The sequence below is a fragment of the Streptomyces sp. CB02959 genome, from assembly GCF_002803155.1.
Taxonomy (GTDB): domain Bacteria; phylum Actinomycetota; class Actinomycetes; order Streptomycetales; family Streptomycetaceae; genus Streptomyces.
In genome coordinates this window covers 216018-228776 of record NZ_NNBP01000015.1, presented here as the reverse complement: position 1 = coordinate 228776, position 12759 = coordinate 216018, and the positions used below count along the sequence as shown (strand labels likewise).

The 12759-nt window shown below is 72.5% G+C and carries 11 protein-coding genes and 1 pseudogene; 5 read left to right on the top strand and 7 right to left on the bottom strand.

The genetic code is table 11. The features are described from left to right. Both CG747_RS24490 and CG747_RS24485 read right to left on the bottom strand, forming a co-directional pair. Positions 1-394: pseudogene (locus tag CG747_RS24490) on the bottom strand (two-component sensor histidine kinase); the annotation flags it as partial. 6 nt (positions 395-400) lie between these two features. Next, positions 401-1054 carry a response regulator transcription factor gene (locus CG747_RS24485; protein ID WP_016576171.1) on the bottom strand — a complete coding sequence of 218 codons (654 nt, stop codon included), beginning with the start codon at positions 1052-1054 and terminating at the stop codon, positions 401-403. 320 nt (positions 1055-1374) lie between these two features. Between CG747_RS24485 and CG747_RS48220 the strand changes: the two genes are divergently transcribed. After that, a complete protein-coding gene (locus CG747_RS48220; RefSeq protein WP_180985689.1) occupies positions 1375-1545 on the top strand; it encodes a hypothetical protein in 171 nt (56 codons plus the stop codon). A gap of 87 nt (positions 1546-1632) precedes the next feature. On the opposite strand, the gene CG747_RS24480 is transcribed toward CG747_RS48220, so the two are convergent. Together CG747_RS24480 and CG747_RS24475 are read right to left on the bottom strand one after the other, a co-directional pair. Then, positions 1633-2463 carry an inositol monophosphatase family protein gene (locus tag CG747_RS24480; protein ID WP_100603964.1) on the bottom strand — a complete coding sequence of 277 codons (831 nt, stop codon included), beginning with the start codon at positions 2461-2463 and terminating at the stop codon, positions 1633-1635. 52 nt (positions 2464-2515) lie between these two features. Further along, complete coding sequence (locus tag CG747_RS24475) at positions 2516-3670, bottom strand: ferrochelatase (protein WP_100603963.1); 1155 nt, start codon at positions 3668-3670, stop codon at positions 2516-2518. A 163-nt stretch (positions 3671-3833) separates the two neighbouring features. Here CG747_RS24475 and CG747_RS24470 point away from each other — a divergent pair, with 163 nt between their 5' ends. Together CG747_RS24470 and CG747_RS24465 are read left to right on the top strand one after the other, a co-directional pair. Beyond that, positions 3834-5120 carry an MFS transporter gene (locus CG747_RS24470; protein ID WP_100603962.1) on the top strand — a complete coding sequence of 429 codons (1287 nt, stop codon included), beginning with the start codon at positions 3834-3836 and terminating at the stop codon, positions 5118-5120. A 468-nt stretch (positions 5121-5588) separates the two neighbouring features. Further along, on the top strand, positions 5589-6929 hold the full coding sequence (locus tag CG747_RS24465) for a D-arabinono-1,4-lactone oxidase (protein ID WP_100603961.1): 1341 nt from the start codon (positions 5589-5591) through the stop codon (positions 6927-6929). Positions 6930-7054: 125 nt separating this feature from the next. Here the strand turns inward: CG747_RS24465 and CG747_RS24460 are convergent, their stop codons facing one another. Continuing rightward, on the bottom strand, positions 7055-8233 hold the full coding sequence (locus CG747_RS24460; RefSeq protein ID WP_100603960.1) for a hypothetical protein: 1179 nt from the start codon (positions 8231-8233) through the stop codon (positions 7055-7057). 496 nt (positions 8234-8729) lie between these two features. Between CG747_RS24460 and sepH the strand changes: the two genes are divergently transcribed. Beyond that, positions 8730-9782, top strand: a complete 1053-nt coding sequence (gene sepH / locus CG747_RS24455) for a septation protein SepH (protein WP_100603982.1) — start codon at positions 8730-8732, stop codon at positions 9780-9782. A gap of 112 nt (positions 9783-9894) precedes the next feature. On the opposite strand, the gene CG747_RS24450 is transcribed toward sepH, so the two are convergent. Beyond that, positions 9895-10734, bottom strand: a complete 840-nt coding sequence (locus tag CG747_RS24450) for a sulfurtransferase (protein WP_100603959.1) — start codon at positions 10732-10734, stop codon at positions 9895-9897. Between the two features lie 248 nt (positions 10735-10982). Here CG747_RS24450 and CG747_RS24445 point away from each other — a divergent pair, with 248 nt between their 5' ends. After that, the gene (locus tag CG747_RS24445) at positions 10983-11756 is read left to right on the top strand and encodes a VOC family protein (protein ID WP_100603958.1); all 774 of its coding nucleotides are present in this window, start codon (positions 10983-10985) and stop codon (positions 11754-11756) included. A gap of 29 nt (positions 11757-11785) precedes the next feature. Here the strand turns inward: CG747_RS24445 and CG747_RS24440 are convergent, their stop codons facing one another. After that, positions 11786-12406 carry a thymidine kinase gene (locus CG747_RS24440; protein ID WP_100603981.1) on the bottom strand — a complete coding sequence of 207 codons (621 nt, stop codon included), beginning with the start codon at positions 12404-12406 and terminating at the stop codon, positions 11786-11788. Between the last annotated feature and the right edge of the window lie 353 nt (positions 12407-12759).

Here is a 12759-nt window from a genome sequence, read left to right as displayed (position 1 = left end):
CCAGCAACGAACGGTTGAGGAGGTTGTTGAGGGCCACCGCCCGCTGGTGCATCAGGCAGTTGTTGACCGCCTCCTGCAGCAGCGCCCCGGAGGTCTCGGTGGGCAGGTCGCAGATGTCACTGGTGGACTGGAACTTCCCGCCGAGGATCTTCAGCGGCAGTGCGCTGCCGTCGTGCAGGGCGGCCGCGGCGAGCATGTAGATGATCGTGAGCAGCACGATGCCGGCCATCAGGAACATGCCGCCGTACAGCAGCGTGAGCCGTATCCGGATCGTGGGGCGCAGCCACGGGAAGGGCCGGACGTTGACCGGTTTCGGGTCCCAGGCCGGCTTGGGCGGGACCGGTGGCGGTGGCGGTGCGGCCTTGGAGCTGGAGAACGAGGGAAGCGAGGGCATCGGCGGTCAGATCCGGTATCCCGAGCCGGGGACGGTGACGATCACCGCGGGCTCGCCGAGCTTGCGGCGCAGCGTCATGACCGTGACCCGGACGACATTGGTGAACGGGTCGGTGTTCTCGTCCCAGGCCTTCTCCAGGAGCTGCTCGGCCGAGACGACCGTGCCCTCGCTGCGCATCAGGACCTCCAGGACCGCGAACTCCTTGGGGGCGAGCTGGACCTCCCGGCCGTCGCGGAAGACCTCGCGGCGGTTGGGGTCGAGCTTGATCCCGGCGCGCTCCAGAACGGGCGGCAGGGCCACGGTGGTACGGCGTCCCAGGGCGCGGACCCGGGCGGTCAGCTCGGTGAAGGCGAACGGCTTGGGGAGGTAGTCGTCCGCGCCGATCTCCAGGCCCTCGACGCGGTCGCTGACGTCGCCGGAGGCGGTGAGCATCAGGACGCGGGTGGGCATGCCCAGCTCGACGAGCTTGCGGCACACGTCGTCACCGTGGACGAGCGGGAGGTCACGGTCGAGGACGACGACGTCGTAGTCGTTGACCGCGATCCGTTCCAGCGCGGCGGCGCCGTCGTAGACCACGTCGACGGCCATGGCCTCCCGGCGCAGTCCGGTTGCCACAGCATCGGCGAGCAGCTGCTCGTCCTCGACGACGAGAACACGCACGTCGCAGTCCTTCCTTACGGCCCTCGATGAGCAGGGCACACCAACGTTCAGAGCTCTTCCATCCTGCCCCGAAGAGTCATAAACCGGCGGTAAGGGGGGTGTGGAGGGGTGGAGGGCGGGGTCCGGGGCGGCGGGGGCGCGGATTTCCGGGCCGGTTGAGGTTTCCCTGAGGGCGCGGGTGGGGAGGACGACTGCACACCCGCGATCACGCCCTGTATCGGCGTCTTTGCACGCTCCGTTTCCATCGCAGGGACCACGCCGTGATCGACCCACCCGTCGGCACTCCCCTGTGCCACCGACCCACGACGAGGGGGCGCACCATGGACGCGTTCACCGCAGGTATTTTGCAGCGCATACGGAACACCGAAGCCGATCTGGTCCGGGCCCGCGAGTCGGGTGACGAGCTCCTCGCCGAGGTCGAGCTGGCGGAGCTCGAGGACTTGCAGCGTCTGGCGACCGAGCACGGCGTGCGGTACACCGTCAACGCCTGATCCCGGCCGCTTAGGACAGCGGCTGCGCCCCGGCACCGGGGGAAGGTGCCGGGGCGCAGCCATGTCCGCACGCGGTGTGGGGGCGGGTCAGTCGTGCCAGGCGCCGAGTTCGTCCAGCCGCGGCTGGAGGTCGGCGAAGACGCCCGGGGAGGCGGCGACGGTCAGTTCGTGGCCGGCGGCCCGGCCGGGGCGGCCGCCGGTGAGTGCGCCGGCCTCGGTGGCGATCAGGACGCCGGCCGCGTGGTCCCACGGGTTGAGGCCGCGCTCGTAGTAGCCGTCGAGCCGGCCGCAGGCCACGTCGCACAGGTCGATGGCGGCCGATCCGCCGCGGCGGATGTCGCGGACCTGCGGGAGCAGGGCGCGGACGACCTCCGCCTGGGCGGTGCGCCGCTCGGTGAGGTAGCCGAAGCCGGTGGCGATCAGGGCCTGGGCGAGCGGTGGGGCGGGCCGGTGGCGGATCGGCTCGTCGTTGAGGTGGGCGCCGCGGCCGCGGACGGCCTGGAAGGTCTCGCCGCGCATCGGGACGGCGACCACGCCGACGACGGTCTCGCCGTCCTTCTCCGCCGCGATGGACACGGCCCAGGAGGGCAGTCCATAGAGGTAGTTGACGGTGCCGTCCACGGGGTCGATGACCCAGCGCACGCCGCTGGTGCCGGGGCTGCCGGCGCCCTCCTCCCCCAGGAAGCCGTCGGTGGGGCGGTGCTCCCCGATGAAGTCGGTGATCAGCTTCTCGGAGGCGATGTCCATCTCGGTGACGACGTCGATGGGGCTGGATTTGGTGGCGGCCACCCCCAGGTCGGCGGGCCGGCCGTCGCGCAGCAGGGTCGCGGCGCGGTGGGCTGCCTCCAGGGCCAGTTCGAGGAGTTCGTCGTGCAGCGGGTCGGTGTGCGGCTGGTGGGGGTGCTGCGGGTCGGGCACGGTGCTCCTTGCTCGGACGAGCGGTGGTCGGGGCCCGGGCGGGCGGGGCGGGTCAGGCGGGGGTCTCGGCCGTGGGGCCGGTCCAGTCGGCGCCGGCGGCGGCCGGGCGGGGTGCCCGGGTGGGGCAGCAGCCGATGGGGCAGAGGTCGTGCGAGGCGCCGAGTGCGCCCAGGGCGCAGCGTTCGGGGGTGGTGCCGCGTTCGGTGGCGGCGCGCTCCAGGAGGAGGTCGCGGACGGCGGCGGCGAACCGGGGGTCGGCGCCGACGGTGGCGGAGCGGGTGACCGGCAGGCCCAGTTCGGCGGCCTTGGCGGTGGCCTCGGTGTCGAGGTCGTACTTGACCTCCATGTGGTCCGAGACGAAGCCGATGGGGGCCATGACGACGGCCGGGGCGCCGGTGCCGTGCAGCTGCTCCAGGTGGTCGCAGATGTCGGGTTCCAGCCAGGGGATGTGCGGGGCACCGCTGCGGGACTGGTAGACGAGCTGCCAGGGGTGGTCGATGCCGGTCTCGTCCCGTACGGCGTCGGCGATGACCTGGGCGACGTCCAGGTGCTGGGCTACGTAGGCGCCGCCCGTGCCGTCGTCGGTGTGGTCGCCGGGGGTGCCGGAGGTGTCGGCGGCGGCGGTCGGGATGGAGTGCGTGGTGAACGCGATGTGGGCGCCGGCGCGGGTCTCCTCGGGGAGTTCGGCGAGGGAGGCGAGGACGCCGTCGACCATGGGGCGGACGAAGCCGGGGTGGTTGAAGTAGTGGCGCAGCTTGTCGACCTGGGGGACGGGCAGGCCCTCGGTCTGGAGGGTGGCGAGCGCGTCGGCGAGGTTCTCGCGGTACTGGCGGCAGCCGGAGTACGAGGCGTAGGCGCTGGTGGCGAGGACGGCGATGCGGTGGTGGCCGTCGGTGACCATGGTGCGCAGGGTGTCGGTCAGGTAGGGCGCCCAGTTGCGGTTGCCCCAGTAGACGGGCAGGTCGAGGCCGTGGTCGGCGAAGTCCTTGCGGAGTGCGTCGAGGAGTTCGCGGTTCTGGGCGTTGATGGGGCTGACGCCGCCGAACAGGAAGTAGTGCCGGCCCACCTCCTTGAGGCGCTCGCGGGGGATGCCGCGGCCGCGGGTGACGTTCTCCAGGAACGGCACGACGTCGTCGGGGCCTTCGGGGCCTCCGAAGGACAGCAGCAGCAGGGCGTCGTAGGGGCGGGGATCGCACTGTTCGGGCATGCCTCCGATCCTGCCACTCCCGGCTCGGACGCGAGGGGCCAGGCCCTGGTCGGGAGGGCGGAATCCGGGGCGGAAACCAGGAGGCGCCGAGCCCCCTGCCCGCCGTAAGCTGTATCGGCCACAGACATTCCTTACCGACCTCCTCACCCGGCGGAGCACCCCGTTGCCCAGTCCCTACCGCGCCATATTCGGCCGTCCCGGCACCAAGTCGTTCTCCGCCGCCGGACTGCTGGGGCGGATGCCGCTGTCGATGATGGGCATCGGCATCGTCACGATGGTGTCCCAGCTGACCGGGCGGTACGGCCTGGCGGGGGCGTTGTCCGCGACGCTCGCGCTGTCCGCGGCGGTGCTCGGGCCGCTGATCTCCCGTTTGGTGGACCGGCACGGTCAGCGCCGGGTGCTGCGTCCGGCGACGCTGATGTCGCTGGCGGCGGTCGCCGGGCTGCTGCTGAGTGCGCAGCAGCGGTGGCCGGACTGGACGCTGTTCGCCTTCGCGGCGTGTGCGGGTTGTGTGCCGAGTGTGGGCTCGATGGTGCGGGCGCGCTGGGCGGAGCTGTACCGGGGTTCGCCGCGGGAGTTGCACACCGCGTACTCGTGGGAGTCGATCGTCGACGAGATGTGTTTCATCGTCGGCCCGATCCTGTCGATCGGACTGTCGACGGCGTGGTTCCCGGAGTCCGGGCCGCTGCTGGCCGGGGCGTTCCTGGCGGTGGGGGTGTTCTGGCTGACCGCGCAGCGCGCGACGGAGCCGGTGCCGCATCCGCGGGAGCAGCACGCCAAGGGGTCGGCGCTGCGGTCGGCGGGGTTGCGGGTGTTGGTGGCGACGTTCGTGGCGACCGGCGCGATCTTCGGGGCGATCGACGTGGTGACCGTGGCGTTCGCGCAGGAGACCGGCCACAAGGCCGCGGCGAGCCTGGTGCTGGCGGTGTACGCGTTGGGTTCGTGTGTGGCCGGCGCGGTGTTCGGGCTGCTGCACCTGGCGGGGCCGCCGTCCCGTCGGTGGCTGGTGGGGGTGGCCGCGATGGCGGTGAGCATGCTGCCGCTCCAGTTGGCGGCGTCGCTGACCGGTTCGCTGGTGCTGCTGGCCGTCGCGCTGTTCCTCGCCGGGCTGTCGATCGCGCCGACGATGGTCACGACGATGGCGCTGGTCGAGGAGCATGTGCCGCGGACGCAGCTGACCGAGGGCATGACGTGGACGAGCACCGGCCTCGCGGTGGGCGTGGCGCTCGGCTCGTCGGCGGCCGGCTGGGTGGTGGACGCGGCGGGTGCCGCCCGGGGCTATCTGGTGCCGCTCGCGGCGGGTGTCCTGGCCGCGCTGGTGGCGCTCGCCGGCTACCGCTGGCTGCGTCCGCGGGGCGTGTTGGCGCCGTCCTCCCCCGCAGCCGGCGGCATCCCGGCTCCGGCGGAGTCCCCGGCCGCGGAACGCCGCGACGGGACGCGAGCGGGCTGACCCGGGAACGTACGGGCACGGCGCGGACGTGCGGCCCCCATGGGGCACGCGGTCCGCGCCGTTGCCGTGTCGGTGCACCCGACTCGTGGCGGCGGCTCTCCTCTCTGCGCCATCGCCGCGACCGTCCGCCCCGTATACCTCACCGGTAAAACCGCCGCTCCTCTCTGCACCCTGACCCGGGCCGCCCCAACACGCCACCGTCGAGGGTGACTTCGCGTGCACTCGGTTGACTTCGGGTGCGGTCGGTCCCCCCGTGTTTGCGACCGGTGGGCGGGCGGCCGGTGCAGCTCCGCCGGATTTCCCTGTTACCGGCGGTACGACATGTCCGGGAGCCGTGCGATTGCGCCCGTTTTCTCGGTGCTGTGATTCCGGTCACCCCTCCCGGAAGCGGCGCCGGCGGCTGACATCATGCGCTGACCAACGGCGGCCGAACGCGGCCTGCCCGCGCGGAGGGGAGGCATCGTCACCATGGCAGTCACCGACGTCATCGGCGGCTCGGGAGGGCGCGGCACGGGAGGGCCCTGGCGCAACTGGGCGGGCAACGTGACCGCCCGCCCCGCCCGGACCGTGGCACCGGCGAGCACCGAGGAACTGGCGGCCGCGATCCGGGCCGCCGCGACGGACGGCCTGCCGGTCAAGGCAGCCGGCACCGGCCACTCGTTCACCCCGGCCGCCGCCACCGACGGCCTGCTGATCCGCCCCGAGCGACTGACCGGCATCCGCGGGATCGACCGTGCGGCAGGGACGGTCACGGTGGCCGCCGGCACCCCGCTCAAGCACCTCAACCAGACGCTGTCCGCGCACGGCCTGTCGCTGACCAACATGGGCGACATCATGGAGCAGACCGTCTCGGGGGCCACCAGCACCGGCACCCACGGCACCGGCCGGGACTCCGCGTCGATCGCCGCGCAGATCACCGCCCTGGAACTGGTCACCGCCGACGGTTCGGTGCTGCGCTGTTCCGCGGAAGAGAACCCGGAGGTGTTCGCCGGGGCACGGCTGGGCCTGGGCGCGCTGGGCGTGGTCAGCGAGCTGACGCTCGCGGTGGAGCCGGAGTTCCTGCTGACCGCCCGCGAGGAGCCGATGCCGTTCGACGAGGTGACCGGCCGCTTCGACGAACTCGTCGCCGAGAACGAGCACTTCGAGTTCTACTGGTTCCCGCACACCGGCAACTGCAACACCAAGCGCAACAACCGTAGCCAGGGCCCGGCGGCGCCTCCCGGGAGGGTGAGCGGCTGGATCGAGGACGAGCTGCTGTCCAACGGGGTGTTCCAGGTGGCGTGTGCGGTCGGCCGGGCGGTGCCCGCCGCGATACCGGGCATCGCGAAGATCTCCAGCCGGGCACTGTCGGCCCGTGCGTACACCGACATCCCCTACAAGGTGTTCACCTCGCCTCGGCGGGTGCGGTTCGTGGAGATGGAGTACGCGCTTCCGAGAACGGCGGCGGTCGAGGCGCTGGGCGCGTTGAAGGCGCTGGTGGAGCGGTCGGACTTCAAGATCAGTTTCCCGGTGGAGGTGCGGACCGCACCGGCCGACGACATCGCGCTGTCCACGGCGGCGGGCCGGGACACCGTGTACGTCGCGGTGCACATGTACCGCGGTACGCCCCACCAGGAGTATTTCGGTGCCGCCGAGCGGATCATGACGGCCCATGAGGGGCGACCGCACTGGGGAAAGCTGCACACCCGGGACGCGGAGTACCTCGCGGGGGTCTATCCGCGGTTCGGTGAGTTCACGGCGCTGCGCGACCGGCTGGATCCGGAGCGCCGGTTCGCGAACGGGTACCTGCGGCAGGTCCTGGGTGAGTGAGCGGCCGTCGGTCGGTTCGTGACGTGCCGCGGCCCGGTGTCCCGTGGGGGGACACCGGGCCGCGGTCGTGGGTGGTCCGCCGGTCGGGCGGTCCGCCCGTAGGGGGGCGATCCTTCGTCAGGGGTTCAGGGGGTGTTGGGGTCGGGGGTCTGGCGGCCGCCGGGGTTCTGCTCACTCTGCTGGTGCCCCGGCGTGGCGCCGCCGCCGGTCGAGCCGGAGCCGTCGCCCTTGCCGCCGTCGGTTCCGGCGGACGGGCTCGGCGACGCGTCGGGTGATGAGGAGGTGCCGGGGCTCGGGGAGCCGGTGGCGCCGTCGCTCGGGGTCGGCGTCGGGGTCTGCCCGCTGTGGCCGGTACCGCTGCCCGTGCCGTCGGTGCCGCTGCTACCGGAACGGCTGGGGTCGGGCGACGGGGTGCCGCCGTCACGGCCGGTGCCGTTGCCGGTGCCGGTGGAGTGGCCGGGGTCCGGGGTCTGCGGGGTACTGGGCCGGGGCGGGGCGACGTTGCCGGTGGTGAGGTTGCCGACGGTGGTGCCCTTGACGCCGCTCGCCGTCTCGCCGACGAGCAGCTCGGTCGCGGTGACCGCTCCCATGGCGAGCACGAAGACGGCGAGCGCACCGAGCGCGGGCCGCTTCCAGCCGCGCAGCCGGGTGCCGTAGGTGGCGCTGGTCTCCTCGGTCCCGGGCGGCGCGATGCCGGGCGCCGTGGTGCCGTGCTCCGCGGAGCCGGGCACACCGGCCTGAGGGAGTACGGCGGTCGCGTCGGCTTCCCGGAGCGCCGCCCGTCCCAGGGCCATGGTCCGCTCGGCCGGCCGCACCATCAGCCGGGTCGCCTCCGGGTCGCCGTCGGGTGGCTGCTGGGCGCGCGGGATCAGCTGGGTGCGGGCGTTCGCGGGTCCGCTGTCGCGGGCCGCGACGGAGGTGACCGGGTCCTCCGTGCCGTGTTTGTCGAAGGTGGGCAGCACCATCGTGGGGTCCGCGGGCCCCGGTGTGCCGGTGGTGGCTTGGGTTGATTGGGTGGTGGATCGGGATCGGGTGATGGAGACCCGGCGCGGCTTGGGTCGCGTGGTGACCGCCGCTTCCTTGATCTGCTCACCGGTGCGCCGGAACAGGTGCTGGAATATGGAGCCGCCGGTCGTGGCGACGACACTGACGACACCTGCGCCGATGATGGTTCCGTACACACCGAGCTGACCCGCGAGGTACGCGGCGACGGCCGCGGCGAGCGCGCTGCCTGAGACCTGGGCGATGCTCAGGTCGATCCGCTTCTTCTTCTGTTTCGTGTCGGCTTCGGTTTTTTCGTCCATCTCCTACCTTTGGTCGCCCCTTCGATCCATCTTGCATGGAGAAGTGACCAAATGGCGGAGCCAATAGTTCCGAATCTGTGGAATCTGTGAACCTCGCCACCTGAGCCGCAGGTAGAGAGGTCGACAAGGTGACTTGCCCGGGCTGTGCACCCAGAACTTCCGCGGCGCGGCGGTCCACTTCGGTGGCCCGAATGGAGTACTGTGGCGAGCCCTGGCCCCGGTTCCCGTCCGGCTGCCCGGACCCGCGGGAGGGGCACTGAAGGTGACGCCCTCCTTGGGGTGCCGTCGCTCGGCACGGGTGGTCGGTGACAGGGTAAGCGGCATGGTCACTGAGCGTTGCGAACTGGTAACCGTGTCATAACGGCGTTTCTGGGCCAAGCCCCGACACGCCGGGCAACTCGGCAATGTTGTGGCAGGCTGCACCCGGGCAGGCCACACTCGACTAGCGGAAGCAGCGACGCACGTGACGTCGGCAGGCACCACCCGGGAGGTCCCCATGCCCGAACTGCGTGTCGTGGCCGTCTCCAACGACGGCACACGGCTGGTGCTCAAGGCTGCGGACAGCACCGAGTACACGCTTCCGATCGACGAGCGGCTGCGCGCCGCCGTCCGCAACGACAGAGCGCGGCTGGGCCAGATCGAGATCGAGGTCGAGAGCCATCTGCGCCCGCGGGACATCCAGGCGCGGATACGAGCCGGCGCCTCCGCCGAGGAGGTCGCCCAGCTCGCCGGCATCCCCGTCGACCGGGTGCGCCGCTTCGAGGGACCGGTGCTCGCCGAACGGGCCTTCATGGCCGAGCGGGCCCGCAAGACCCCCGTGCGCCGGCCGGGCGAGAACACCGGACCGCAGCTGGGCGAGGCCGTCGCGGAGCGGCTGCTGCTGCGCGGCGCCGACAAGGACAGCACCCAGTGGGACTCCTGGCGTCGGGACGACGGCACCTGGGAGGTGCTGCTCGTCTACCGGGTCGCGGGTGAACCGCGGTCGGCGACCTGGACGTACGACCCGCCGCGCCGCCTGGTCCAGGCCGTGGACGACGAGGCGCGAGCTCTGATCGGGGAGAGCGACGACACTCCCGAGCCGAGCTTCCCGTTCGTGCCCCGGATCGCGCGGCTGCCGCGCGACCGGCCGCTGGACCGCGCCCTGGACCGCCAGATGCCCGAGCGGCCTGCCGAGGACCGGGAGCGGGACGAGCGGAGCGAGGAAGCCACCGGGGAGCGGGAGCGGGATTCGCTGACCAGCCTGCTGGAGGCGGTGCCCAGCTTCCGGGGCGACATGGTCGTACCGGAGAGCGCCAAGGCGCCGCAGCAGGACGAGGCGGAGCAGGCCGAGGTCGAGGAGCCGCCGGCCCCGGCGGCGAGCGCGGGGGCGGGCGCGGGTTCCGCGTACGCCGACGTGCTGATGCCGCGGGCGGTCGCCGGCCACCGCGATCGGCTGACCGGGACGACGGACCGGCAGGCCGAGGCGGATGGGGTGCGCCCCGGGCGCCGGGCCGCGGTGCCCAGCTGGGACGAGATCGTCTTCGGCACCCGGAGGAAGAAGCCGGAATAGCCCGGAAGGGCGGGGTTCCGGCCCTGTTTCGCATGGCGTTCCGCCCGCTCCCTGGCATGCAGGGGGCGGGCGGACGTCGTTTCGCGAGCCCGTGACGGGCCTCAGTGGCCGCTCAGCCGGGCTGCGGGCCGGTGGCGATGGGGCGGGAGGGGTCGGCGCACCATTCGCTCCAGGAGCCGACGTACAGCGCCGCGGGGATCCCGGCGACGGCGAGGGCGAGGACCTGGTGGGCGGCGGAGACGCCGGAGCCGCAGTAGACGCCGACCTCGGCGTCGGCCGTGGCGCCGAGCGCCGCGAACCGCTCGGCCAGTTCGGCGGCGGGGCGGAAGGCCGTACTGCCGTCGGCGACGTTCTCGGTCGTGGGGGCGGACACCGCGCCGGGGATGTGGCCGGCCACCGGGTCGATGGGTTCGGTCTCGCCCCGGTAGCGCTCCCCCGCACGCGCGTCCAGGAGGACACCGCGGCGGGCCAGCGCGGCCGCGTCGTCCGCGGTCAGCAGCGGCACCGTACCGGGCGCGGGGGTGAAGTCACCCGTCTGCAAAGTCACTTTGTCGCCACTCATGGCCCCACCGGACGCCTGCCAGGCGGCAAGTCCACCGTCGAGGACCCGCACGTCCGGGTGGCCCGCCCAGCGCAGCAGCCACCACGCGCGGGCGGCGGCCCAGCCCTGGCCACCGTCGTAGGTGACCACCGGGCGGCCGGCGCTGACGCCGGCGGCCCGCATCGCCGCGGTGAAGGCGGCGAGGTCGGGGAGCGGGTGCCGGCCCGCCGCGCCGGGCGGCCCGGCCAGTTCGCCGTCGAGGTCCACGTAGACCGCGCCGGGCAGGTGACCGGCCTCGTACGCGGGGCGGCCGGGCGGACCGCCGAGCTGGTAGCGCACGTCCAGGAGGAGCGGCGCGGCGGGGCCCGCCAACTCGCTCGCGAGTTCGGTAGCGGTGATGATGGCATTCATGGGACTCATCCTTGCGTAGCGGTGACTACGTACAGAAGGCGGGTGCCCACCCTCCGTATGACGGAGTTGCGGGGCGTCGTAACGCCACCGAAACGGAAGTGGAACCTCAAAACGGGCATTCTCCCTCGTGGACGCGCCGTGGACGGCGCGGCCGGGGCGCACACCCGGTGACAGGGTGCGAGCATCTGGTCGGGACTCGCGCCCTTACCGCACATGGCCAGCACCCCGATGCTCCGAGGAGACTGACGATGACGACCGAGGCAGCAGCCCGGCGGATGCCCGGTGCGCCCTGCTGGGTGAGCCTCCTGGCGCACAGCCTGCCCGCGACGCAGGAGTTCTACGGCGCGCTCTTCGGCTGGGAATTCCGCCCGGGGCCGCAGCATTTCGGTCCGTACGCCCGTGCCTTCCTCGACGGGCTGGAAGTGGCCGGGGTCGGTGAGCTGGCGACCGACCGGCACCTGCCGGTCGCCTGGACCACCTATCTGGCCAGCGACGACGCGGATGTGACCGCCGAGCAGATCCGCGCCTGCGGCGGCACGGTGGGCGTCGGCCCGCTCGACGCCGACGACGCCGGCCGGATGGCGATCGCCTCCGACCCGCAGGGCGCCATCTTCGGGGTGTGGCAGGGCCGGGCGATGCCGGGCACCGCGGTCAGCGGCGAACCGGGCACCCCGGTGTGGAACGAACTGGTCACCCAGGAGACCAACTCCGTCGCCCCGTTCTACGAGCACGTCTTCGGCTTCGAGTCCGAGGCCGTGGTCTCGGCCGACTTCGACTACCTGACGCTGCACATCAAGGGAAAGCCGGTCGCCGGCATCCACGGCGTCGGCAACGCGCTGCCGCGCGACCGGGGTCCGCACTGGATGACGTACTTCGCCGTGTCGGACACCGACGCCGCCGCGCGGCGGGTCGCCGAACTCGGCGGCCAGGTGCTGCGGCCGGCGCGGGACTCGGCGCACGGGCGGCTGGCGACCGTCGCCGACAACGAGGGCGCGGTCTTCACCATCATCCAGCGGCGCTGAGGCGCCCCGCGCCCGGCGGCCCGGAGCGGCTAGCGCTGGGCGTCGACCGGCAGGACGTCGGGGGAGAGCGCGGCCGCGCGGGCGGTCGCCGCGGTCTGCCGGCGGCGGTGGTGGCGCCGGCACAGCACCTCGTAGCCGACCTCGGCCGGCCGCTCCGCGCCGGCACCGTCGCTGCGCACGTCACCCACGACGACCTGCGCGCCCTCGACGACCATCCGCCCGTCGACCGTGCGGGCGTTGTGCGTGGCCCGGGCGCCGCACCAGCACAGGGCCTCCACCTTCAGCACCTCTATGCGGTCGGCGAGTTCGACCAGCCGCTGGGAACCGGGGAAGAGCTTGCTGCGGAAGTCGGTGGAGATGCCGAAGGCGAAGACGTCGAGTTCGAGGTCGTCGACGACCCGGGCGAGTTGGTCGACCTGTCCCGGGGCGAGGAACTGGGCCTCGTCGACGATGACGTAGTCGACCCGGCCGCCGGAGCTGAGGGATTCGACGACGTGAACGTAGAGGTCCAGCGCGTCCACCACCTCGACGGCCTCCGTGACCAGGCCCAGGCGGGAGGAGAGCTTGCCGTGGCCGGCCCGGTCGTCGCGGCTGAAGATCATGCCCTGCAGGCCGCGGGCCGAGCGGTTGTGCTCGATCTGCAGCGCCAGTGTCCTTTTGCTTGGGTATCCGCCATATCTGGGTGGGCTCTCTGCGGCTTGTCGGAGAACCCGACAAGCCCATGTTCTCAAACTGCCTATCCGCTGCCGACCTACAGGGCGCTTGTTCAACCTGAAGTTGATGGTCACGGGGCTGGTGTGGGGCGCTGCTTGTGTGCTCGCACTGGCCGTGAGCGGCTATCTGTCGACAAGATCGTTCGTCAGCGGGCGACCTCGGTGTCGGTCAGTACGAGCAGGGAAGAGACTGTCCGCTGATTGGACAAGCCCCTCCCCGGCTTGGAAGGGCCTGCACTGAACCGACGAAACGTGTCGGCTGCCGGCGCTCGTCCACATCCGGCAAGTGC

Excerpts from the sequence above, each read along its gene's own strand:
- CG747_RS48220 (WP_180985689.1), top strand. The coding sequence starts at position 1,375 with ATGGACGCGTTCACCGCAGGTATTTTGCAGCGCATACGGAACACCGAA.
- CG747_RS24475 (WP_100603963.1), bottom strand. The coding sequence starts at position 3,670 with ATGCCCGAACAGTGCGATCCCCGCCCCTACGACGCCCTGCTGCTGCTG.
- CG747_RS24465 (WP_100603961.1), top strand. The coding sequence starts at position 5,589 with ATGGCAGTCACCGACGTCATCGGCGGCTCGGGAGGGCGCGGCACGGGA.
- CG747_RS24460 (WP_100603960.1), bottom strand. The coding sequence starts at position 8,233 with ATGGACGAAAAAACCGAAGCCGACACGAAACAGAAGAAGAAGCGGATC.
- sepH (WP_100603982.1), top strand. The coding sequence starts at position 8,730 with ATGCCCGAACTGCGTGTCGTGGCCGTCTCCAACGACGGCACACGGCTG.
- CG747_RS24450 (WP_100603959.1), bottom strand. The coding sequence starts at position 10,734 with ATGAATGCCATCATCACCGCTACCGAACTCGCGAGCGAGTTGGCGGGC.
- CG747_RS24445 (WP_100603958.1), top strand. The coding sequence starts at position 10,983 with ATGACGACCGAGGCAGCAGCCCGGCGGATGCCCGGTGCGCCCTGCTGG.